The sequence below is a fragment of the Clostridium sp. AF32-12BH genome (assembly GCF_003477935.1).
Taxonomy (GTDB): domain Bacteria; phylum Bacillota; class Clostridia; order Lachnospirales; family Lachnospiraceae; genus Brotaphodocola.
Genome location: NZ_QUEH01000001.1, coordinates 32,085 through 52,297, shown reverse-complemented (window position 1 = coordinate 52,297; position 20,213 = coordinate 32,085). Strand labels below are relative to the sequence as shown.

Annotated in this window: 31 protein-coding genes; all 31 read left to right on the top strand. The window is 46.6% G+C overall.

Going from position 1 to position 20,213, the window contains the following annotated elements:
* The 31 genes from thrC to rpmJ all read left to right on the top strand — a co-directional run bounded on the left by thrC (position 1) and on the right by rpmJ (position 20,207).
* On the top strand, positions 1–1,488 hold the full coding sequence (gene thrC / locus DWZ40_RS00370; RefSeq protein WP_118540171.1) for a threonine synthase: 1,488 nt from the start codon (positions 1–3) through the stop codon (positions 1,486–1,488).
* Positions 1,489–1,635: 147 nt separating this feature from the next.
* Positions 1,636–2,499: a class II fructose-1,6-bisphosphate aldolase gene (gene fba / locus DWZ40_RS00365; protein WP_118540170.1), complete on the top strand. Its 864-nt coding sequence runs from the start codon at positions 1,636–1,638 to the stop codon at positions 2,497–2,499.
* Between the two features lie 225 nt (positions 2,500–2,724).
* Positions 2,725–4,842 (top strand): glutamine synthetase III, encoded by a 2,118-nt coding sequence (locus tag DWZ40_RS00360; RefSeq protein WP_118540169.1) that lies wholly within the window; start codon positions 2,725–2,727, stop codon positions 4,840–4,842.
* A gap of 256 nt (positions 4,843–5,098) precedes the next feature.
* On the top strand, positions 5,099–6,472 hold the full coding sequence (locus DWZ40_RS00355) for a cell wall-binding protein (RefSeq protein WP_118540376.1): 1,374 nt from the start codon (positions 5,099–5,101) through the stop codon (positions 6,470–6,472).
* Positions 6,473–6,959: 487 nt separating this feature from the next.
* A complete protein-coding gene (rpsJ, locus tag DWZ40_RS00350; protein WP_118533463.1) occupies positions 6,960–7,277 on the top strand; it encodes a 30S ribosomal protein S10 in 318 nt (105 codons plus the stop codon).
* Positions 7,278–7,328: 51 nt separating this feature from the next.
* Positions 7,329–7,964: a 50S ribosomal protein L3 gene (gene rplC / locus DWZ40_RS00345; RefSeq protein WP_118540168.1), complete on the top strand. Its 636-nt coding sequence runs from the start codon at positions 7,329–7,331 to the stop codon at positions 7,962–7,964.
* A 28-nt stretch (positions 7,965–7,992) separates the two neighbouring features.
* Complete coding sequence (gene rplD / locus DWZ40_RS00340) at positions 7,993–8,613, top strand: 50S ribosomal protein L4 (protein WP_118540167.1); 621 nt, start codon at positions 7,993–7,995, stop codon at positions 8,611–8,613.
* Entirely contained in the window at positions 8,613–8,912 is a 300-nt protein-coding gene (rplW, locus tag DWZ40_RS00335) for a 50S ribosomal protein L23 (RefSeq protein ID WP_118533457.1), read from the top strand. The genes rplD and rplW overlap by 1 nt, the downstream gene beginning before the upstream one ends.
* 214 nt (positions 8,913–9,126) lie before the next feature.
* Positions 9,127–9,972: a 50S ribosomal protein L2 gene (gene rplB, locus DWZ40_RS00330; protein ID WP_118540166.1), complete on the top strand. Its 846-nt coding sequence runs from the start codon at positions 9,127–9,129 to the stop codon at positions 9,970–9,972.
* A gap of 21 nt (positions 9,973–9,993) precedes the next feature.
* Entirely contained in the window at positions 9,994–10,272 is a 279-nt protein-coding gene (rpsS, locus tag DWZ40_RS00325) for a 30S ribosomal protein S19 (protein WP_006782235.1), read from the top strand.
* Positions 10,273–10,302: 30 nt separating this feature from the next.
* Positions 10,303–10,689: a 50S ribosomal protein L22 gene (rplV, locus tag DWZ40_RS00320; RefSeq protein ID WP_118533453.1), complete on the top strand. Its 387-nt coding sequence runs from the start codon at positions 10,303–10,305 to the stop codon at positions 10,687–10,689.
* Between the two features lie 12 nt (positions 10,690–10,701).
* On the top strand, positions 10,702–11,358 hold the full coding sequence (gene rpsC, locus DWZ40_RS00315) for a 30S ribosomal protein S3 (RefSeq protein ID WP_118540165.1): 657 nt from the start codon (positions 10,702–10,704) through the stop codon (positions 11,356–11,358).
* The gene (gene rplP / locus DWZ40_RS00310; RefSeq protein ID WP_118540164.1) at positions 11,358–11,795 is read left to right on the top strand and encodes a 50S ribosomal protein L16; all 438 of its coding nucleotides are present in this window, start codon (positions 11,358–11,360) and stop codon (positions 11,793–11,795) included. Before rpsC ends, rplP begins: the two co-directional genes overlap by 1 nt.
* Positions 11,785–11,991, top strand: coding sequence for a 50S ribosomal protein L29 (gene rpmC / locus DWZ40_RS00305; RefSeq protein WP_118533447.1), 207 nt, complete (start codon positions 11,785–11,787; stop codon positions 11,989–11,991). The genes rplP and rpmC overlap by 11 nt, the downstream gene beginning before the upstream one ends.
* Positions 11,992–12,007: 16 nt before the next feature.
* Positions 12,008–12,268 (top strand): 30S ribosomal protein S17, encoded by a 261-nt coding sequence (rpsQ, locus tag DWZ40_RS00300; protein ID WP_118533445.1) that lies wholly within the window; start codon positions 12,008–12,010, stop codon positions 12,266–12,268.
* A 24-nt stretch (positions 12,269–12,292) separates the two neighbouring features.
* Positions 12,293–12,661, top strand: coding sequence for a 50S ribosomal protein L14 (gene rplN / locus DWZ40_RS00295; RefSeq protein ID WP_118533444.1), 369 nt, complete (start codon positions 12,293–12,295; stop codon positions 12,659–12,661).
* A gap of 13 nt (positions 12,662–12,674) precedes the next feature.
* Positions 12,675–12,974 carry a 50S ribosomal protein L24 gene (rplX, locus tag DWZ40_RS00290; protein WP_118533442.1) on the top strand — a complete coding sequence of 100 codons (300 nt, stop codon included), beginning with the start codon at positions 12,675–12,677 and terminating at the stop codon, positions 12,972–12,974.
* A 23-nt stretch (positions 12,975–12,997) separates the two neighbouring features.
* The gene (gene rplE, locus DWZ40_RS00285; protein ID WP_118533440.1) at positions 12,998–13,537 is read left to right on the top strand and encodes a 50S ribosomal protein L5; all 540 of its coding nucleotides are present in this window, start codon (positions 12,998–13,000) and stop codon (positions 13,535–13,537) included.
* A 15-nt stretch (positions 13,538–13,552) separates the two neighbouring features.
* Positions 13,553–13,738, top strand: coding sequence for a type Z 30S ribosomal protein S14 (locus DWZ40_RS00280; protein WP_002566501.1), 186 nt, complete (start codon positions 13,553–13,555; stop codon positions 13,736–13,738).
* A 265-nt stretch (positions 13,739–14,003) separates the two neighbouring features.
* Entirely contained in the window at positions 14,004–14,405 is a 402-nt protein-coding gene (rpsH, locus tag DWZ40_RS00275) for a 30S ribosomal protein S8 (RefSeq protein WP_118540163.1), read from the top strand.
* A 93-nt stretch (positions 14,406–14,498) separates the two neighbouring features.
* Positions 14,499–15,041 (top strand): 50S ribosomal protein L6, encoded by a 543-nt coding sequence (rplF, locus tag DWZ40_RS00270; RefSeq protein WP_118540162.1) that lies wholly within the window; start codon positions 14,499–14,501, stop codon positions 15,039–15,041.
* A 17-nt stretch (positions 15,042–15,058) separates the two neighbouring features.
* Entirely contained in the window at positions 15,059–15,427 is a 369-nt protein-coding gene (rplR, locus tag DWZ40_RS00265) for a 50S ribosomal protein L18 (protein ID WP_118540161.1), read from the top strand.
* Between the two features lie 16 nt (positions 15,428–15,443).
* Complete coding sequence (gene rpsE / locus DWZ40_RS00260) at positions 15,444–15,953, top strand: 30S ribosomal protein S5 (protein ID WP_118540160.1); 510 nt, start codon at positions 15,444–15,446, stop codon at positions 15,951–15,953.
* 13 nt (positions 15,954–15,966) lie between these two features.
* Complete coding sequence (gene rpmD, locus DWZ40_RS00255) at positions 15,967–16,149, top strand: 50S ribosomal protein L30 (RefSeq protein WP_118533430.1); 183 nt, start codon at positions 15,967–15,969, stop codon at positions 16,147–16,149.
* A 26-nt stretch (positions 16,150–16,175) separates the two neighbouring features.
* Entirely contained in the window at positions 16,176–16,616 is a 441-nt protein-coding gene (gene rplO / locus DWZ40_RS00250) for a 50S ribosomal protein L15 (RefSeq protein WP_118540159.1), read from the top strand.
* Between the two features lies 1 nt (position 16,617).
* Positions 16,618–17,937: a preprotein translocase subunit SecY gene (secY, locus tag DWZ40_RS00245; RefSeq protein WP_118540158.1), complete on the top strand. Its 1,320-nt coding sequence runs from the start codon at positions 16,618–16,620 to the stop codon at positions 17,935–17,937.
* 71 nt (positions 17,938–18,008) lie between these two features.
* Positions 18,009–18,653, top strand: coding sequence for an adenylate kinase (locus DWZ40_RS00240; protein WP_118540157.1), 645 nt, complete (start codon positions 18,009–18,011; stop codon positions 18,651–18,653).
* Position 18,654: 1 nt separating this feature from the next.
* Complete coding sequence (gene map / locus DWZ40_RS00235; RefSeq protein WP_118540156.1) at positions 18,655–19,404, top strand: type I methionyl aminopeptidase; 750 nt, start codon at positions 18,655–18,657, stop codon at positions 19,402–19,404.
* Positions 19,405–19,416: 12 nt separating this feature from the next.
* Positions 19,417–19,668 carry a hypothetical protein gene (locus DWZ40_RS00230; RefSeq protein ID WP_118540155.1) on the top strand — a complete coding sequence of 84 codons (252 nt, stop codon included), beginning with the start codon at positions 19,417–19,419 and terminating at the stop codon, positions 19,666–19,668.
* A gap of 14 nt (positions 19,669–19,682) precedes the next feature.
* Positions 19,683–19,901 carry a translation initiation factor IF-1 gene (infA, locus tag DWZ40_RS00225; protein WP_118533418.1) on the top strand — a complete coding sequence of 73 codons (219 nt, stop codon included), beginning with the start codon at positions 19,683–19,685 and terminating at the stop codon, positions 19,899–19,901.
* Between the two features lie 192 nt (positions 19,902–20,093).
* Positions 20,094–20,207: a 50S ribosomal protein L36 gene (gene rpmJ, locus DWZ40_RS00220; RefSeq protein WP_003497809.1), complete on the top strand. Its 114-nt coding sequence runs from the start codon at positions 20,094–20,096 to the stop codon at positions 20,205–20,207.
* Positions 20,208–20,213: the final 6 nt, after the last annotated feature.

The window sequence follows — 20,213 nt, the reverse complement described above, 5'->3', positions numbered from 1 at the left end:
ATGAATTTAACATATCAGAGCACAAGAGGCGGCGAAAGCGGACTGACAGCATCCCAGGCTATTTTGAAGGGACTGGCAGAGGATGGCGGATTATTCATGCCGACTTCGATTCCGAAACTGGATGTATCTATGGAAGAACTGGCTGGCATGACTTACCAGGAGACGGCATACCGTGTTATGAAGCAGTTCTTGACAGACTTTACAGAAGAAGAGCTGCGTTACTGCATCGATCACGCATATGACAGCAAGTTCGATACGGAGGAGATTGCTCCGCTTGTAAAGGCAGACGGTGCTTACTATCTGGAATTGTTCCATGGAAGCACGATTGCGTTCAAAGACATGGCATTGTCCATTCTTCCATATCTTATGACCACTTCTGCAAAGAAAAATCATGTGGAAAATGAGATCGTAATCTTAACGGCCACTTCCGGTGATACCGGTAAGGCTGCTATGGCAGGTTTTGCAGATGTACCGGGAACTCGCATCATTGTCTTCTATCCGAAGGGTGGTGTCAGCAAAGTACAGGAACTGCAGATGGTAACCCAGAAAGGCGAAAATACTGCGGTTGTTTCCATTCATGGTAATTTCGATGACGCCCAGACTGGTGTTAAGAAAATTTTCGGTGATAAGGCATTTGCGGAAAAACTGGCAGCAAAGGGCTTCCAGCTTTCTTCTGCAAACTCCATCAACATTGGCCGTCTGGTTCCGCAGGTTGTTTACTATGTTTACGCTTATGCAAAACTGCTATTAAACGGCGAGATCCAGAATGGCGATCTCATCAACGTGACAGTTCCGACTGGAAACTTTGGAAACATTCTTGCTGCATATCTGGCAAAACAGATGGGCGTGCCGATCAAGACCCTGATCTGTGCTTCCAACGACAACAAGGTTCTTTATGACTTCTTTAAGACCGGTACTTATGACCGCAAGAGGGCATTTATCCTGACCAACTCCCCGTCCATGGATATCCTGATCTCCAGCAACTTAGAGCGCCTTATTTACTTAAGCACCGGCTGTGACGCGGCTGCAAATAAGAAGCTTATGGAAGATTTAAGCACGAAGGGTGCCTACACGGTAACGGATTCCATGAAAGCGTTCATGAAAGACTTTGTGGGCGGCTATGCAACAGAGACAGAGAATGCTGCAGGCATTAAGCATCTGGCAGATGAAACCGGATATATCATTGATACGCATACCGGAGTCGCTTCCTGCGTATATAAAAAGTATGTGGAAGAAACCGGAGACAAGACGCCGACGGTCATTGCGTCTACTGCAAGTCCGTACAAGTTCTCCCACAGCGTTATGGCAGCGGTGACAGGCAAGGAGGCAGACACCGATGAATTTGCATCCATCGATGCGCTGTGCAAAGCATCCGGTGTGGCAATCCCGCGTGCTGTGGAAGAAATCCGCAACGCAAAGATCCGTCATACCAGAGAGTGCGACGCGGCAGACATGGAGAAGAATGTGGCAGAAATTCTTGGGCTGTAGACAATCCTGTTATATGCTTCACAAAAATTAGTTTTTGTACTATAATAGAGACAGTAGCCGCAGTAACAAAATGTAAGTCCGTTACAGAGGGTGTCTGGTTTGGGACAGGCATTGCGGCAAAACTATAGAAAAACGGAGGTTTTGAACATGTTAGTATCTGCAACAGAAATGCTGAAAAAAGCAGTAGAAGGACACTATGCAGTAGGTCAGTTCAACATCAACAACCTGGAGTGGACCAAGGCAATCCTTGCAACCGCACAGGAGTTAAACTCCCCAGTTATTCTGGGCGTGTCCGAGGGCGCAGGCAAATATATGACCGGCTTTAAGACTGTTTCCGCAATGGTAAAAGCCATGATCGAGGAAATGAACATTACCGTTCCGGTAGCACTGCACTTAGACCACGGCACTTACGATGGCTGCTACAAATGCATCAAGGCTGGTTTCTCCTCCATCATGTTTGATGGTTCCCATTATGCAATCGAGGAGAACGTAGAGAAGACCAAAGAACTGGTAAAAGTTGCTCATGCTATGGGACTTTCCATCGAGGCTGAGGTAGGCTCCATCGGTGGTGAGGAAGATGGCGTAATCGGTATGGGCGAGTGCGCAGATCCGAACGAGTGTAAGATGATTGCAGATCTCGGCGTAGACTTCCTGGCAGCAGGTATCGGCAACATCCACGGCAAATATCCGGCAAACTGGAAGGGCTTAAGCTTTGAGACGCTCGCAGCAGTCAAAGAGAAGGTTGGCGATATGCCGCTTGTTCTGCATGGCGGTACCGGTATCCCGGCTGACATGATCAAGAAAGCGATTGACCTTGGCGTAGCAAAAATCAACGTAAACACCGAGTGCCAGTTATCGTTTGCTGATGCAACCCGTAAGTATATTGAAGCAGGCAAAGATCTGGAAGGCAAAGGCTTCGATCCGCGTAAGCTGCTTGCACCGGGAGCAGAGGCAATCAAGGAAACTGTAAAAGAGAAGATGGAACTGTTCGGTTCCGTTGGAAAAGCCTGAATTTCAGTGCTTTGAAAAAAATACTGGAAAATGCAAAAAAACACTTGCTTTTTCCAAACTAATGGTTTATTTTAAGAAGGGAACGATGGTGTTCTTCCAGAAAGGAAGAACACCATTTTTTTTAACCTGGAACCCGACTTAAGAAAATTAAGTATACATAAAAATAAGTTAGGGCAGGATGAGGAAACCGGGAACGGCAATTCTAATGAGAGGAAGGAAAAGTCTATGAGCGAAATCGTAAATGTAGCTGAGATTTTTGGCAAGAACGTCTTCAACGAAACCGTTATGAGAGAACGCTTACCAAAGAGCGTTTTCAAAAAAATGAAAAAGACCATCGAAGATGGTGCTGAGCTGGATCCATCCATTGCAGATGTAGTTGCACATGCAATGAAGGACTGGGCCATCGAAAGAGGAGCAACCCATTATACCCACTGGTTCCAGCCGCTGACTGGTGTAACTGCTGAGAAGCATGATTCCTTCATTTCTGCACCAGATTCAGAGGGAAAGGTAATCATGGAATTCTCCGGCAAAGAGCTGATCAAAGGTGAGCCGGATGCATCTTCCTTCCCTTCAGGCGGTCTGCGTGCTACCTTCGAGGCAAGAGGCTATACCGCATGGGACTGCACCTCCCCGGCATTCTTAAGAGAAGATGCATGTGGCGTAACTCTTTGCATCCCAACTGCATTCTGTTCTTATACCGGTGAAGCACTGGATCAAAAGACCCCGCTTCTCCGTTCCATGCAGGCGATTGACGAGCAGTCCTTAAGAATCTTAAGACTCTTTGGCAATACCACTGCAAAGCGTGTATGTCCATCTGTTGGTCCGGAGCAGGAGTATTTCATCGTAGACCGTCAGAAATATTTACAGAGAAAAGACCTGATCTACACCGGCCGTACCTTATTTGGCGCAATGCCTCCTAAGGGACAGGAGCTGGATGACCATTACTTTGGTGCGATCCGTGAGCGTATTGGTGCTTACATGAAGGCAGTCAACGAGGAACTCTGGAAGCTTGGTGTTACCTCCAAGACCCAGCACAATGAGGTTGCTCCGGCACAGCATGAGCTGGCTCCGATCTACGATCAGGCAAACCTGGCAGTAGACCACAACCAGATGGTCATGGAAACCTTAAAGAAGGTTGCCGGCCGTCAGGGCCTTACCTGCCTGCTTCATGAGAAACCGTTCGCAGGTGTCAATGGTTCCGGTAAGCATAACAACTGGTCCCTGACTTCCGATGACGGCGTGAACCTGTTAAATCCGGGTGATACCCCTCATGAAAATATCCAGTTCCTTCTGGTTCTGGCCTGCATCTTAAAGGCAGTTGATACCCACGCAGACCTGCTTCGTGAATCCGCAGCCGATATCGGAAACGATCATCGTCTGGGTGCAAATGAGGCACCGCCAGCCATCATCTCTGTATTCTTAGGTGAGCAGCTGGAGGATGTCATCGATCAGCTGTGCAGCACCGGTGAGGCAACCCATTCCAAGACCGGCGGTACCTTAAAGACCGGCGTTGCAACCCTTCCGGATCTGGACAAAGATGCAACCGACCGTAACCGTACTTCACCGTTTGCATTTACCGGAAATAAATTTGAGTTCCGTATGGTGGGATCTTCGGATTCTGTCGCTCCGGCAAACGTAGTGCTGAATACCATTGTAGCTGAGGCATTTAAGGAAGCAGCAGATGAACTCGAAAAGGCAGAGGATTTTGATACTGCAGTTCATGACATGATCAAGAAGCAGTTCCGCGATCATAAGCGCATCATCTTCAACGGCAACGGCTATTCCGATGTATGGGTAGAAGAAGCAGAGAGACGCGGCCTTCCGAACATCCGCTCCATGGTAGATGCAATCCCGGCTATCACCACCGATAAGGCTGTGAAGTTGTATGAATCCTTTGGCGTATTCACCAAGGCAGAGCTGGAGTCCCGCGCCGAGGTTGAGTACGAGGCATATTCCAAGATGATCAACATTGAAGCAAAGACCATGATCGATATGGCAAGCAAGCAGATCATCCCGGCAGTTATCAAGTACACAACCCAGCTGGCAGGTTCCCTGGGAGCAGTCAAGGCTGCATGTCCAGAGGCAGATACCAGTGTGCAGACAGAACTGCTTACCGAAACTTCTGCACTGCTGTCTGACATGAAAGTGGCTTTGGCAGCACTGACCGACATTACGGAGAAAACAGCAGGTGTTTCCGGTGCAGAGGCTCAGGCCCATGCTTACCACGATAAGGTTGTTCCGGCTATGGCAGCACTCCGTGCACCGGCCGACAAGCTGGAAATGATCGTAGACAAGGACCTGTGGCCATTCCCGAGCTATGGTGATCTGATGTTTGAGGTATAAAACAGAGTAACCATTTGATTCACTTTAATAGGGCCGTGTGAGTTGCCTTTCGGCAACTCGCACGGCCCTTGTCATATACTTATATTGTTATTTGTCCGAAATTTGTAAGAATCTATTTCGTGTGAATTAGTTGAATAATCTGTGTATTATTGCTAAAATGGAAAGCATAAAGGTCGCTTGAATAAGGATGATTGCCGGTTTCGGATGGACCTGCAAAAAGAAGCGGCGGCGCAATGATACGAAGGAGCTTTATAATATGAAGAAAAAGAATTTTGCAATGGTTATGCTGGCTGCGGTTATGAGCTTTGGCACAGTTGGAATCACTGCGTTTGCGGCAACCGGCTGGGCGCAGGAGGGCAGTAACTGGGTATACTATAATAATAACGGAAGTAAGGTTACGAACGCATGGCGTCAGGCTCAGGACGGAACCTGGCGTTATCTGGAGAGCAGCGGTGTCATGGCAACAAACAAATGGGTCGACAACGATGATTACTATGTAGATGCCAGTGGTGTCATGATTGCGAATAGGTGGCTTCAGGTAGCGAACAGCCGGAAAACATCCGGCTATGACTGGTACTATTTTGGAAACAACGGAAAATGCGCAAAAGACAAATGGGTGCAGATCGATGGCCAGTACCATTATTTCGGAGACAGTGGTGTTATGGAAACCGGATGGATCCTGGACAATATGTATTACTGCGATGATGCCGGAGCCATGGTAACCGGATGGAAAAAACTGACTCCGCCGGAAGAATATCAGGATGAAGAGAAGCACACGGGACCGTTTGAGACTGCAAACGATGGCCAGTACTGGTATTATTTTGGAACGAACGGCAAAAAAGTTGTGCCGAATGAAAACGGAACGAACGTCAAACAGAAAAAGATCAATGGAACTTATTACTGCCTGCGGGAGGATGGAGCACTCCAGACGGGCTGGGTCTGCGTTACTGGAGATGAATCGGACAGTATTGAGGATTATCGTCTGGTAGATACCGATGGAAAAGTTCGTACCGGCTGGTATTCTACGGAACCGCCGGAATATCTGCAGGGGCATTACGATCATGATGTAGAATGGTTCTACTTTAACTCCAAGGGAGTTCCGGAGGTTGGTCCGTCCAAGGGCAGCGCGAAAAGCAGTGATTTGAAGCGTATCAATGGCAATACCTATCTGTTTAATGAATATGGTGTTCCGGTTTATGGCATTCAGAAGGTTTATACCAACAGCAGTGAAAGTGAGTATACGGCTTATTATTTTGGAACCTATGCTCAGAGCAGTATGCTGAAGGGAAAGTACAACATCACGGAGGGCGGCGTATCCTGGCCTTACTATTTCAATTCCACCGGACGCGGCTATACGGGGGTATACGATAATTACCTTTATTATATGGGCAAACTCCAGAAGGCAGATTCCGGAAGTAAATATGAGGTGTACAGCATTCCGAGCGGCAGCAGCTACAAGAACTACGTAGTCAATACCTCCGGAAAGATCGCGAAGAACACCACGGTGAAAGACAGCAATGGTGTGAAATACAAAACGAACAGCAGCGGCATTCTGGTGAAAGAAGATGACGAAAGCGTGGATGGTGGAAGTTATCGCAGTCCGGAGGAACCGGAATGGGATAACGACTAACCGGACCATGAACGTGCCGGAAGTGAGCGCTGGCATCGGATAGGCGTTTAGACAGGCATGACCAGAAAAGGGAAAGCGGACAGTTGAAAGACCGGCTGCTTTCCCTTTTGCATTTTTACATGGATCGGATATGCCATTATATATAGAAGAAACCCGTTTGGACCGGGAAATGGGAAATAGATTGTATACAAATAAAAACATAAAAATAATGGCTAAAACACTTGCTTTTATGGAAAGACTATGGTAATATACAAAGGCTGTGACATGATAGCGATGAAGCGTGAGGTTGCTGCCCACATGGCAGGTTTTCCGTGGAGCGAATGTCAAGTTAGGAAACTGACGACAAGTCACTGTACCAATTTAACAGCTGTAGTAAAAGAGTAATTGCAGTAACGCAGTGTGTAGTCCGCGCGACACACACGGAGATGTGTACAGTCACCGCTTGTCGTACTTCAAACAAAAGTGCGAAAAGGAGGCGACTTTTTTTATGGCAAGTCAAGTAATGAGAATCACATTAAAAGCTTATGATCATCAGTTAGTTGATCAGTCTGCTGGAAAAATCATCGAGACCGTAAAGAAGACAGGGGCTCAGGTGAGCGGACCGGTACCGTTACCGACCAAGAAAGAGGTAGTAACTATTCTGAGAGCGGTACACAAGTACAAAGATTCCAGAGAGCAGTTCGAGCAGAGAACTCACAAAAGACTTATCGATATCACCACTCCGAGCCAGAAGACAGTTGATGCACTGAGCAAACTGGAAATGCCGGCTGGTGTTTATATCGACATCAAAATGAAACAGAAATAAGCTTTAGTATGATTGCCGTAAAAGGTAATCCGCTGTAAGGAGGAAATTGAAATGAAGAAAGCTATCTTAGCTACCAAAGTCGGAATGACTCAGATCTTCAACGAAGATGGCGTGTTAGTTCCGGTAACCGTTCTTCAGGCTGGCCCGTGTGTAGTAACCCAGGTTAAGACCGTTGAGAACGATGGCTACAAAGCAGTTCAGGTTGGTTTTGTAGACAAGAGAGAAAAACTGGTTAGCAAACCGGTTAAGGGACACTTCGACAAGGCAGGTGTTTCCTACAAGAGATTCGTCCGCGAGTTCCGTTTCGAGAACGCAGAAGAGTATTCTGTAAAGGACGAGATCAAAGCTGACATCTTCGCTAACGGCGATAAGGTGGATGCAACCGCTGTTTCCAAAGGTAAAGGTTTCCAGGGCGCGATCAAGAGACATGGTCAGCACAGAGGACCTATGGCTCATGGTTCTAAGTTCCATCGTCATCAGGGTTCCAACGGTGCTTGTTCTGATCCGAGCAAGGTATTCAAGGGTAAAGGCATGCCGGGACATATGGGTTCCAAGCAGGTTACCATTCAGAACCTTGAGATTGTCCGCGTAGACGTTGAGAACAATCTGCTTCTGGTTAAGGGCGCTGTTCCAGGACCGAAGAAATCTTTAGTAACGATCAAAGAAACAGTGAAAGCTTCCAAGTAAGCTTTGACGAGAAAGGAGGAACACACAGATGGCAAACGTATCTGTTTACAATATGGAAGGTAATGAAGTAGGCAAGATGGATTTAAACGATGCTGTATTCGGTGTTGAGGTTAACGAGCACTTAGTACACATGGCAGTCGTTGCACAGCTTGCTAACAATCGTCAGGGTACTCAGAAAGCAAAAACCCGTTCTGAGGTATCTGGTGGCGGTAGAAAACCGTGGAGACAGAAAGGAACCGGACATGCACGTCAGGGTTCAACCAGAGCTCCGCAGTGGACCGGCGGCGGTATCGTATTCGCTCCGACTCCAAGAGATTACACAATCAGACTCAACAAGAAAGAGAAGAGAGCTGCTCTGAAGTCTGCACTGACCAGCAGAGTGCTTGAGAACAAGTTCATCGTTGTTGACGAGCTGAAACTTGATGAGATCAAGACCAAGAAATTCCAGACCGTTCTGAATAACTTAAAGGTTAACAAGGCTCTGGTAGTAGTTGGCGAGGACAGCGAGAACGTTGTTAAGTCTGCTAAGAACATCCCGTCTGTAAAGACCGCTTATGTCAATACCATCAACGTATATGACATTCTGAAATACAACACCGTAGTAGCTACCAAGGCTGCTGTTGCAAATATCGAGGAGGTGTACGCATAATGGCTAACGTTCAGTACTATGATGTCATTCTGAAACCGGTTGTTACCGAGAAGAGCATGAACGCAATGAGCGAGAAGAAATACACTTTCCTGGTTCACACCGATGCGAACAAGTCCATGATCAAAGAGGCTGTTGAGAAGATGTTCCCGGGAACCAAAGTTAAGAGTGTAAACACCATGAACAGCGAAGGCAAGAACAAGAGACGTGGTATGACCTTCGGCAAGACCGCTGCTACCAAGAAAGCTATCGTTCAGTTAACTGAGGACAGCAAAGAGATCGAGGTATTCGCAGGTCTGTAGGCATTGAGCACTTAATGAGTGCGCAGAGCACGAATTTAGTGCGAAAGCCCATCGCGAATCTTAGCGAGGCTGAAAGCCGAGCTTCGTTGAGCGATGAAATGAAAAGAAACTATACGGCAGCCAGTGAAAAGAATATACTGCGCCGTGATAAAGAGATACACGCGAGTGCGTTGAAAACGCACGGACGTGTACGGAATTGAAAGGAGTTCAAGTCATGGGAATTAAAACATACAACCCATATACACCTTCCAGAAGACATATGACCGGTTCTGACTTCAGTGAGATCACCAAGTCCACCCCGGAGAAGTCTCTGGTTACTTCTTTAAAGAAGAATGCTGGCCGTAACAACCAGGGTAAGATCACCGTTAGACATCGTGGTGGCGGTTCCAGAAGAAAATACAGAATCATCGATTTCAAGAGAAACAGCAAGGATGGTATCCCGGCAACCGTTATCGGTATCGAGTACGATCCGAACAGAACTGCAAACATCGCACTGATCTGCTATGCAGACGGCGAGAAAGCTTATATCCTGGCTCCTGCTGGTTTAACCGACGGCATGAAGGTTATGAGCGGCGAGACTGCAGAGGCTAAAGTAGGTAACTGCTTACCGCTGGCAAACATTCCGGTTGGTGCGCAGATTCATAATATTGAGCTGTATCCGGGCAAGGGTGGTCAGCTGGTTCGTTCCGCTGGTAACGCTGCTCAGCTTATGGCAAAAGAAGGCAAATATGCAACCTTAAGACTTCCTTCCGGCGAGATGAGAATGGTTCCGATCGTATGCCGCGCAACCATCGGTGTTGTTGGCAACGGCGAGCACAATCTTGTTAACCTTGGTAAGGCTGGTAGAAAACGTCATATGGGTATCCGTCCTACAGTTCGCGGTTCCGTTATGAACCCGAATGACCATCCACACGGTGGTGGTGAAGGTAAGACTGGTATCGGTCGTCCGGGTCCTTCTACTCCGTGGGGCAAGCCTGCTCTGGGTCTGAAGACCAGAAAGAAAAACAAGCAGTCTAATAAGCTGATTGTAAGAAGACGCGACGGCAAGACCATTAAATAATTCAAGGAGGATACAAAACCTATGGCACGTTCATTAAAAAAAGGACCATTTGCAGATGCACACTTACTGAAAAAAGTTGATGCAATGAACGCAGCAGGACAGCATCAGGTAATCAAGACCTGGTCCCGCCGTTCCACAATCTTCCCGCAGATGGTTGGACATACAATCGCAGTTCACGATGGCAGAAAGCATGTTCCGGTATATGTTACCGAGGATATGGTTGGCCACAAGCTGGGTGAGTTCGTAGCTACCAGAACTTACAGAGGACATGGAAAAGACGAGAAGAAATCCAAACGATAATCGTCAGGATTGAAAGGAGGTTAATTAGCAATGGCTAAAGGACATAGAAGTCAGATTAAGAGAGAGAGAAATGCCCAGAAGGACACCAGACCGAGCGCAAAGTTATCTTACGCACGTGTTTCTGTTCAGAAGGCTTGCTTCGTATTAGATGCCATCAGAGGCAAAGATGTACAGACCGCACTTGGTATTGTAACTTACAACCCAAGATATGCTTCTTCTTTAATTAAAAAATTACTGGAATCTGCAATTGCTAATGCAGAGAACAACAACAACATGGATCCGGCAAAACTTTACGTAGAGGAGTGCTTTGCTAACAAGGGACCGACCATGAAGAGAGTAAAACCGAGAGCACAGGGCAGAGCTTACAGAATCGAAAAGAGAATGAGCCACATCACTGTTGTGCTGAATGAGAGATAAGAGGAGGCAATTATGGGACAGAAAGTTAATCCGCACGGCTTAAGAGTCGGTGTTATTAAAGACTGGGATTCCAAGTGGTATGCAGAAGGCAACTTCGCTGATTGCCTCGTTGAGGATTACAACATCCGTAAATTCCTCAAGAAGAAACTGTATAGCGCTGGCGTTTCCAAAATTGAGATCGAGAGAGCATCTGACAGAGTGAAGATCATCATCTTCACCGCTAAACCGGGCGTTGTAATCGGTAAGGGCGGCGCAGAGATCGAGAAGCTCAGAGGAGAGGTTCAGAAGCTCACCGACAAGAGAGTATTTATCGACATCAAAGAGATCAAGAGACCGGACCGCGATGCTCAGTTAGTAGCTGAGAACATTGCACAGCAGCTGGAAAACCGTGTTTCCTTCCGTCGTGCTATGAAGTCTACCATGGGTCGTTCCATGAAGGCTGGCGTTAAGGGAATCAAGACTGCTGTTGGCGGACGTCTTGGCGGTGCTGATATCGCTCGTACCGAGTTCTACAGCGAGGGCACCATTCCGTTACAGACATTAAGAGCAGATATTGACTATGGTTTCGCTGAGGCAGATACCACCTACGGCAAGCTTGGCGTTAAGGTTTGGATCTACAAAGGCGAGGTACTTCCTACTAGAGGAAACAAGGAAGGGAGCGATAAATAATGTTAATGCCTAAGAGAGTAAAGCGCCGCAAACAGTTCCGTGGAACTATGACCGGTAAGGCTTTAAGAGGAAATAAAATTAACTATGGTGAGTACGGTCTGGTTGCTACCGAGCCGTGCTGGATCAAATCTAACCAGATCGAGGCAGCCCGTGTTGCTATGACCCGTTACATCAAACGTGGTGGTAAAGTCTGGATCAAGATCTTCCCGGACAAACCGGTAACCGCTAAGCCGGCTGAGACCCGAATGGGTTCCGGTAAGGGCGCTCTGGAGTACTGGGTAGCAGTTGTTAAACCGGGCAGAGTAATGTTCGAGATCGCTGGTGTTCCGGAGGAGACCGCGCGTGAGGCATTACGTCTTGCTATGCACAAGTTACCATGCAAATGTAAGATTGCTGCTAAAGCAGATTTAGAAGGCGGTGATAACAGTGAAAACTAATAAATTCGTAGAAGGTTTAAAGGCAAAATCAGCGGCTGAGTTACAGGAAGAATTAGTAGCTGCAAAGAAAGAACTTTTCAACTTAAGATTCCAGAATGCAACCAACCAGTTAGATAATACCAGCAGAATCAAAGAGGTTCGCAAGAATATCGCTAGAATTCAGACTGTTATTACAGAGAAATCTAAACTGGCTTAAGGTTTGAAAGGAGAACATGACCGTGGAAAGAAATTTAAGAAAAACCCGCGTAGGTAAAGTCGTAAGCGACAAGATGGACAAGACCATCGTTGTAGCAATCGAGGACCACATCAAACATCCTTTATACGGCAAGATCGTAAAAAAGACCGTTAAGTTAAAAGCTCATGACGAGAACAACGAGTGCGGCAAGGGTGATACCGTTAAAGTTATGGAAACCAGACCGCTGTCCAAGGACAAGAGATGGAGACTGGTTGAGATTATCGAGAAGGCTAAATAAGTTATCCAGGAAGGAGTATCAGGCATGATTCAGCAGGAAACCAGACTGAAGGTTGCTGATAACACCGGAGCAAAAGAGTTACTTTGCATCCGTGTTATGGGTGGCTCTACAAGAAGATATGCTAACATTGGTGATGTAATCGTCGCTTCCGTTAAAGATGCAACACCAGGCGGCGTTGTAAAGAAAGGCGATGTTGTTAAGGCCGTTGTTGTTCGTTCCGTTAAGGGCGCACGCAGAAAAGACGGTTCTTATATCAAGTTCGATGAGAACGCAGCAGTTATTATCAAAGATGACAAGACCCCAAGAGGAACCCGTATCTTTGGACCGGTAGCAAGAGAATTACGTGAGAAGCAGTTCATGAAGATCGTATCTCTGGCTCCGGAAGTACTGTAAGGAGGTATTGGCTGTGCAGAAAATTAAAAAAGACGACCTTGTAAAGGTTATCGCAGGTAAAGATAAAGACAAAACCGGTAAAGTCCTGAGCGTTAAGGGCGGTAAAGTTCTGGTTGAGGGCTGCAACATGGTTACCAAGCACTCCAAACCGAACGCTGCAAACCCGCAGGGCGGCATCGTAAATCAGGAAGCAGCAATGGACATTTCCAATGTTATGCTGGTTGTTGATGGCAAAGCTACCCGTGTTGGCTTTGAAGTAAAAGATGGTAAGAAAGTCCGCGTTGCTAAGGCAACCGGTAAAGTAATCGACTAATTGCAGAGAGGAGGAACAGAGAGTTGGCTAGATTAAAAGAACAGTATCAGAGCGAGATGGTTGACGCACTGATTAAGAAATTTGGTTACAAGAACATCATGGAAGTCCCGAAGCTTGATAAGATCGTTATCAACATGGGCGTTGGTGAGGCAAAAGACAATGCTAAGGTTCTGGATTCTGCAGTTAGAGATTTAGAGCTGATTACCGGACAGAAAGCAGTTACCACTAAGGCTAAAAAGTCCGTTGCAAACTTCAAAATCAGAGAAGGTATGCCGATCGGATGTAAAGTTACCCTTCGTGGTGAGAAGATGTACGAGTTCGTTGATCGTCTGATCAACCTGGCTCTGCCGCGTGTACGTGACTTCCGCGGTGTTAACCCGAATGCATTTGATGGCAGAGGTAACTACGCTCTGGGTATCAAAGAGCAGTTGATCTTCCCTGAGATTGAATACGATAAAGTTGACAAGGTAAGAGGTATGGACATCATCTTCGTTACCACTGCCAAGACTGATGAAGAAGCTCGTGAACTTTTGACATTATTCAATATGCCATTTGCAAAATAACAGGAGGAAAGATCCATGGCTAAGACTTCAATGAAGATTAAGCAGCAGCGTCCGGCGAAGTTCTCCACCAGAGAGTACAATCGTTGCAGAATCTGTGGACGTCCGCATGCATATTTAAGAAAGTACGGCATCTGCCGTATCTGCTTCCGTGAGCTGGCATATAAGGGCCAGATCCCGGGTGTTAAGAAGGCAAGCTGGTAGGCCGAAAGCAACTTAGCGAGCCCAAGCCGCAAGGCGTTGGGCAAGCTTAGTGCGAGGCCCGTCACGAACCTTAGCGAATGCAAGCTGTAAAGCGCAGCATGAGCTTAGTTGAGTGACGTTGTAGCCCGTGTGAGAATACAGGCAACGCAATCAGTGATGTCCCTCCCGAAACTTATAAGCCCCCTTGTGGTGCCTGTAAGTTTCGAAGGAGTGAGGTCCAACAAAAAGGAAACCAACTAACAATATTAAGGAGGAATTATCCATCATGACTATGAGTGATCCGATCGCAGATATGCTTACAAGAATCCGTAACGCAAACACTGCTAAACATGACACTGTTGACGTACCGTCTTCCAAGATGAAACTTGCTATCGCAGACATCCTGGTAAAAGAGGGTTACATTGCAAAATACGATATCGTTGAGGACGGCGCATTCAAGACCATCCGCATCACTTTAAAGTACGGTGCAGATAAGAATGAGAAGATCATCAGCGGCATCAAGAGAATTTCCAAACCGGGTCTGCGTGTATACGCTAACAAAGAGGACCTTCCGAGAGTACTTGGCGGTCTGGGAATCGCAATCATTTCTACCAACCAGGGCGTTATCACCGATAAGGAAGCACGTCGTCTGGGCGTAGGCGGAGAGGTATTAGCATTCGTTTGGTAATTCGTTGCCGCGAAGCTACTTCTATATATTATGTAACTGAAAACAGAAAACGCACAGAGCGTTTTCCGAAAATTTAAGTAGGAGGTAAATGGCATGTCACGTATCGGAAGAATGCCAATCGCAATCCCGGCAGGCGTAACTGTAACGATTGCAGAGAATAATAAAGTGACTGTAAAAGGTCCTAAGGGAACCCTTGAGAGAGAGTTACCGGTAGAGATGGACATCAAGGAAGAAGATGGACATATTGTTGTAACCAGACCGAATGACTTAAAGAAGATGAAATCTTTACATGGTCTGACCAGAACCCTGATCAATAACATGGTAGTTGGTGTTACCGCTGGCTACGAGAAAGTTCTGGAAGTAAACGGTGTAGGTTACAGAGCATCTAAGCAGGGCAAGAAATTAACCCTTAACCTGGGCTACTCCCATCCGGTAGAGATGGAAGATCCGGAAGGTCTTGAGACTGTTCTGGACGGTCAGAATAAGATCACGGTTAAAGGTATCGATAAAGAAAAAGTTGGCCAGTACGCTGCAGAGATCAGAGATAAGAGAAGACCTGAGCCGTATAAGGGCAAGGGTATCAAGTATGCTGATGAGACTATCAGACGTAAAGTTGGTAAGACTGGTAAGAAATAATTAAGGAGAGTACAAAGATGGTTAGTAAGAAATCAAGAAGCGAAATTCGCGTTAAAAAGCATACCAGATTACGTAATCGCTTTGCAGGTACTGCAGAGAGACCGCGTCTGGCTGTTTTCAGAAGTAATAATCATATGTATGCTCAGATTATTGACGACACAGTCGGCAATACTCTGGTAGCAGCATCCACCAATGAGAAGGCAGTTAAGGCTGAGCTTGAGCACACCAATGACACTGCAGCAGCAACTTATGTTGGAACTCTGATCGCTAAGAGAGCTCTGGAGAAGGGTATTGAGGAAGTCGTTTTCGATAGAGGCGGTTTCATTTACCAGGGTAAGATCCAGGCACTTGCAGACGCAGCTCGTGAAGCTGGTCTGAAATTCTAGTAGAGAGGAGAACGGCATGAAGCGTACAATTATTGACCCAAGTCAGTTTGAATTAAATGACAATGTAGTAGCAATCAAGCGTGTATCCAAAACCGTAAAAGGTGGACGTACCATGAGATTCTCTGCTCTGGTAGTAGTAGGTGATGGCAATGGTCACGTAGGTGCAGGTCTTGGTAAAGCTGGTGAAGTTCCGGAAGCAATCCGCAAAGGAAGAGAAGCAGCTATGAAGAACCTGGTAGAGGTTCCGGTTGACGAGAACAAGAGTATCCCGCACGACCACATCTGCAAGTTCGGCAGCTCTTCTGTACTGTTAAAGAAGGCTCCGGAAGGTACCGGTATCATCGCTGGTGGCCCGGCTCGTTCCGTACTGGAGCTTGCTGGTATCAAGAACATCCGTGCTAAGTCTTTAGGCTCCAACAACAAGACCAACGTTGTTCTTGCAGTGATCAACGGTCTGACTCAGCTTAAGACTCCGGAAGAGTATGCAAAACTTCGCGGCAAATCTGTTGAAGAGATCTTAGGCTAAGGAGGGTAATGAAATGGCAGAGAAGTTAAAAGTAACGTTAGTCAAATCCCCGATCGGTGCTATCCCGAAGCAGAAAGCTACCGTAGAGGCTCTGGGCCTGAAGAAAGTCAACAAGACTGTTGAACTTCCGGATAATGAGGCTGTCAGAGGTATGATCTGGCACGTAAAGCATTTAGTTAAGGTAGAAGAAATCTAATTATAAAAGTAAGGAGGTGCAGTGCAATGGATTTATCCAATTTACAGCCTGCTGTAGGTTCTAAGCATAGCGATAATTTCAGAAGAGGACGCGGTCACGGTTCCGGAAACGGAAAGACTGCTGGTAAGGGCCACAAGGGTCAGAAAGCACGTTCCGGCGCAACCAGACCTGGTTTCGAGGGTGGTCAGATGCCGTTATACAGACGTCTCCCGAAGAGAGGATTCAAGAACCGTAACACCAAAGTGATCGTTGGTATCAACGTAAGCGCTTTAGAGTGCTTCGAGAACGATGCAGTTGTTACTGTTGAGACTCTTCTTGAGAGCGGAATTGTTAAAAATCCGAGAGATGGCGTTAAGATCCTGGGTAATGGAGAACTGACCAAAAAGCTGACCGTAAAGGCAGATGCATTCAGTGAGGGTGCAAAGGCTAAGATTGAAGCTTTAGGTGGAACCTGCGAGGTGATCTAATATGTTAAAGACACTCCGAAATGCATGGAAGATCAAGGAGATCAGATCGAAACTGATCTTCACCTTCCTCATGCTGGTGGTAATCCGTTTTGGATCTGAACTGCCGATTCCTGGAGTAAAGACGGACTTTTTTGCAAACTTTTTTGCAAATCAGTCCACTGATGCATTTGGATTTTTCAATGCGATGACAGGCGGATCCTTCTCCTCCTTGTCTATTTTTGCATTGAGCATCACCCCGTACATTACATCTTCCATCATCATGCAGCTGCTCACGATTGCAATTCCGAAACTGGAAGAAATGCAGCGTGACGGTGAGGATGGTCGTAAGAAGATCGCAGAGTACACCCGTTATTTAACGGTTGCACTTGCACTGATCGAGTCCATCGGTATGGCAGTCGGTTTCGGCGGTCAGGGACTTCTGATCAATTATGATGTATGGAGCGTGATCATTGCAGTCGTTACCATGACTGCAGGAAGCGCATTCCTGATGTGGATCGGTGAGCGTATCACAGACAAGGGCGTAGGCAATGGTATTTCTATCGTCCTGCTGTTCAATATCGTATCCTCCCTTCCGCAGGATGTGAACACCCTGTACACCAGATTCTTAAGCAACAGCAAGAACATCGGATCTACTGTATTGATCGTACTGATTATGATTGCGATCCTTGCAGCTATGGTTGTGTTCGTTATCATCCTTCAGGATGGCGAGCGCAGAATCCCGGTTCAGTATTCAAAAAAGATGGTAGGCAGAAAGTTAGTGGGCGGCCAGGCTTCCCATATTCCGTTAAAGGTGAACACCGCAGGTGTCATCCCGGTAATCTTTGCTTCCTCCATCATGTCCTTCCCGATTGTAATCGCACAGTTTTTCCATCCGGATTACACTACCATTGGTGGTAAGATCCTGATGGTTCTGAACTCTTCTTACTGGTTCAGACCGGAAATGCCGGCATATTCTGTGGGACTGGTGATCTATCTTGTGCTGATCGTGCTTTTCGCATATTTCTACACATCCATCACCTTCAATCCGCTGGAAGTGGCAAACAATATGAAGAAGTCCGGCGGTTTCATCCCGGGTATCCGCCCAGGTAAACCGACTTCTGAATACCTTGACAAGATCTTAAATTACATCGTATTTATCGGTGCGATTGGTCTGATCATTGTCAGCATTATCCCGATCATCATTTCCGGAGTGTTTACGGTAAGCCGTCTGTCTTTCATGGGTACTTCCCTGATCATTATTGTCAGCGTTATCCTGGAGACACTCAAGTCTATCGAATCCCAGATGATCGTTCGAAATTACAAAGGTTTTTTAAATGATTAAGCGTTCGTAAGAGAAAGCTGCTGCACGCGTAAGGGCAGCAGCTTCTTTTGTATATAGGAGGATAGACCAGAATGAAGATCATCATGTTAGGTGCTCCGGGCGCCGGAAAAGGCACCCAGGCAAAGAAGATTGCAGCGAAATATGGAATTCCGCACATCTCCACCGGAGATATTTTCCGTGCTAACATTAAGGGCGGCACAGAGCTTGGCATGAAGGCAAAATCCTACATGGACCAGGGACAGCTTGTACCGGATGATGTAACCATCGGTATGCTGTTAGACCGTATTGCAGAAGCTGACTGCGAGAACGGATATGTGCTCGATGGTTTCCCAAGAACCATTCCGCAGGCAGAGAGCCTTACCGAAGCACTGAACAAACTGGGACAGAAGATGGATTTTGCAATCGATGTAGACGTTCCGGATGAATCCATCATTAATCGTATGTCCGGCAGAAGAGCATGCCTCTCCTGCGGTGCTACTTATCACATTGTTTACAATCCGACCAGGGTAGAAGGTGTCTGCGATGCATGTGGTCAGAATCTTGTGCTTCGTGACGACGATAAGCCGGAGACTGTGAAGAAACGTCTGACTGTCTATCACGACCAGACGCAGCCGCTGATTGACTACTACAAAAAAGCAGGAATTCTGAAATCCGTAGATGGAACACAGGATCTGAATAAAGTATTTGAGGACATTGAAGCTGTCCTGGAGGCGTAATATGGCCGTAACGATCAAATCTGCAAGAGAGATTGAACTCATGCGGGAAGCTGGAAGAATTCTGGCAAAGGTACACGAAGAACTGGGAAAAGCCATTCAGCCAGGCATGTCCACGCTGGACATTGACCGTCTGGGCGAAAAACTGATCCGGGAATTCGGTTGTGTTCCTTCCTTTAAGAATTATAACGGTTACCCGGCATCCATCTGCGTATCCGTGAACAATGAAGTGGTACATGGTATTCCGAATAAGCATCATATCATCCAAGAGGGTGACATTGTCAGTCTGGATGCTGGTGTGATCTACAAAGGATATCATTCCGATGCAGCAAGAACCCATGCGGTTGGTCAGATCAGTCCGGAGGCACAGAAACTGATCGATGTCACGAGACAATCTTTCTTTGAGGGGATTAAGTTCGCGAAAGCTGGCAATCATCTCAATGATGTCTCTTCGGCAATCCAGGCTTACGCAGAAAGCTTCGGATATGGTGTTGTCCGCGATCTGGTCGGTCACGGAATCGGTTCTCATTTACATGAGGATCCGGAGGTGCCAAATTTCTCCCGGAACCGCAAAGGCATCAAACTGGTTCCTGGCATGACACTGGCTGTTGAGCCTATGATCAACATCGGTACCCCGAATGTAGAGTGGCTGGATGATGACTGGACCGTTGTGACGAAAGACGGCAGTTTGTCTGCCCATTATGAGAATACCATTCTCATTACTGACGGTGAGCCGGAGATCTTATCTCTGTAAAGGCGGTGCGCGATGAACATAGAGCGGTACTGTCCGGTAAAGTCTCTTGCAGGGCATGACAAAAACCAGTATTATATCGTAATATCCGATGAAGGGAAATCCGTTACCATGGCAAATGGAACCACCCGCAAGGTGGACGACCCGAAGCGGAAAAACAAGAAACATATTCAGGCAGGGAAGACACCGCTTTTTCGCGGTCTTCCCACTGATGAAGAAATCCGAAACGCGCTCAAGACCTGGGTGGAACGCCACGGTTGTATTTAGGAGGAATTGATTATATGTCGAAATCAGATGTTATTGAAATCGAGGGAACTGTTGTTGAGAAGCTGCCGAACGCAATGTTCCAGGTAGAATTAGAGAATGGCCATCAGGTGCTGGCTCATATCAGCGGTAAGCTGCGTATGAACTATATCCGTATCCTGCCGGGCGATAAGGTTACCCTTGAGATGTCTCCGTATGATTTAAGCAAGGGCAGAATCATCTGGAGAGATAAATAAGCTTATAAAAGCATCCGCTTTTATAAATAAAAAATTGTAAAAATATTTGTAAAAACACTTGCATAAAAGAAACCATGATGTTATAATATCATGGCGACTTTGTTGAGATGCTGGGTGAAGTTTGTCTAAAACCAGCCCGGCTGTACCAATATATCTGGACAGATATATGCAACTGTAGAAAGGAGAATTGCCGTGAAGGTGAGATCATCAGTAAAACCGATTTGCGAAAAGTGCAAAATCATCAAACGCAAAGGCAGTATCAGAGTAATCTGTGAAAATCCTAAGCACAAACAGAGACAAGGTTAAAAACAA

What these genes read in the sequence shown, in the direction of transcription:
- thrC (WP_118540171.1), top strand. Translation starts at nt 1, where the DNA reads ATGAATTTAACATATCAGAGCACAAGAGGCGGCGAAAGCGGACTGACA.
- fba (WP_118540170.1), top strand. Translation starts at nt 1,636, where the DNA reads ATGTTAGTATCTGCAACAGAAATGCTGAAAAAAGCAGTAGAAGGACAC.
- DWZ40_RS00360 (WP_118540169.1), top strand. Translation starts at nt 2,725, where the DNA reads ATGAGCGAAATCGTAAATGTAGCTGAGATTTTTGGCAAGAACGTCTTC.
- DWZ40_RS00355 (WP_118540376.1), top strand. Translation starts at nt 5,099, where the DNA reads ATGAAGAAAAAGAATTTTGCAATGGTTATGCTGGCTGCGGTTATGAGC.
- rpsJ (WP_118533463.1), top strand. Translation starts at nt 6,960, where the DNA reads ATGGCAAGTCAAGTAATGAGAATCACATTAAAAGCTTATGATCATCAG.
- rplC (WP_118540168.1), top strand. Translation starts at nt 7,329, where the DNA reads ATGAAGAAAGCTATCTTAGCTACCAAAGTCGGAATGACTCAGATCTTC.
- rplD (WP_118540167.1), top strand. Translation starts at nt 7,993, where the DNA reads ATGGCAAACGTATCTGTTTACAATATGGAAGGTAATGAAGTAGGCAAG.
- rplW (WP_118533457.1), top strand. Translation starts at nt 8,613, where the DNA reads ATGGCTAACGTTCAGTACTATGATGTCATTCTGAAACCGGTTGTTACC.
- rplB (WP_118540166.1), top strand. Translation starts at nt 9,127, where the DNA reads ATGGGAATTAAAACATACAACCCATATACACCTTCCAGAAGACATATG.
- rpsS (WP_006782235.1), top strand. Translation starts at nt 9,994, where the DNA reads ATGGCACGTTCATTAAAAAAAGGACCATTTGCAGATGCACACTTACTG.
- rplV (WP_118533453.1), top strand. Translation starts at nt 10,303, where the DNA reads ATGGCTAAAGGACATAGAAGTCAGATTAAGAGAGAGAGAAATGCCCAG.
- rpsC (WP_118540165.1), top strand. Translation starts at nt 10,702, where the DNA reads ATGGGACAGAAAGTTAATCCGCACGGCTTAAGAGTCGGTGTTATTAAA.
- rplP (WP_118540164.1), top strand. Translation starts at nt 11,358, where the DNA reads ATGTTAATGCCTAAGAGAGTAAAGCGCCGCAAACAGTTCCGTGGAACT.
- rpsQ (WP_118533445.1), top strand. Translation starts at nt 12,008, where the DNA reads ATGACCGTGGAAAGAAATTTAAGAAAAACCCGCGTAGGTAAAGTCGTA.
- rplN (WP_118533444.1), top strand. Translation starts at nt 12,293, where the DNA reads ATGATTCAGCAGGAAACCAGACTGAAGGTTGCTGATAACACCGGAGCA.
- DWZ40_RS00280 (WP_002566501.1), top strand. Translation starts at nt 13,553, where the DNA reads ATGGCTAAGACTTCAATGAAGATTAAGCAGCAGCGTCCGGCGAAGTTC.
- rpsH (WP_118540163.1), top strand. Translation starts at nt 14,004, where the DNA reads ATGACTATGAGTGATCCGATCGCAGATATGCTTACAAGAATCCGTAAC.
- rplF (WP_118540162.1), top strand. Translation starts at nt 14,499, where the DNA reads ATGTCACGTATCGGAAGAATGCCAATCGCAATCCCGGCAGGCGTAACT.
- rplR (WP_118540161.1), top strand. Translation starts at nt 15,059, where the DNA reads ATGGTTAGTAAGAAATCAAGAAGCGAAATTCGCGTTAAAAAGCATACC.
- rpsE (WP_118540160.1), top strand. Translation starts at nt 15,444, where the DNA reads ATGAAGCGTACAATTATTGACCCAAGTCAGTTTGAATTAAATGACAAT.
- rpmD (WP_118533430.1), top strand. Translation starts at nt 15,967, where the DNA reads ATGGCAGAGAAGTTAAAAGTAACGTTAGTCAAATCCCCGATCGGTGCT.
- rplO (WP_118540159.1), top strand. Translation starts at nt 16,176, where the DNA reads ATGGATTTATCCAATTTACAGCCTGCTGTAGGTTCTAAGCATAGCGAT.
- secY (WP_118540158.1), top strand. Translation starts at nt 16,618, where the DNA reads ATGTTAAAGACACTCCGAAATGCATGGAAGATCAAGGAGATCAGATCG.
- DWZ40_RS00240 (WP_118540157.1), top strand. Translation starts at nt 18,009, where the DNA reads ATGAAGATCATCATGTTAGGTGCTCCGGGCGCCGGAAAAGGCACCCAG.
- map (WP_118540156.1), top strand. Translation starts at nt 18,655, where the DNA reads ATGGCCGTAACGATCAAATCTGCAAGAGAGATTGAACTCATGCGGGAA.
- DWZ40_RS00230 (WP_118540155.1), top strand. Translation starts at nt 19,417, where the DNA reads ATGAACATAGAGCGGTACTGTCCGGTAAAGTCTCTTGCAGGGCATGAC.
- infA (WP_118533418.1), top strand. Translation starts at nt 19,683, where the DNA reads ATGTCGAAATCAGATGTTATTGAAATCGAGGGAACTGTTGTTGAGAAG.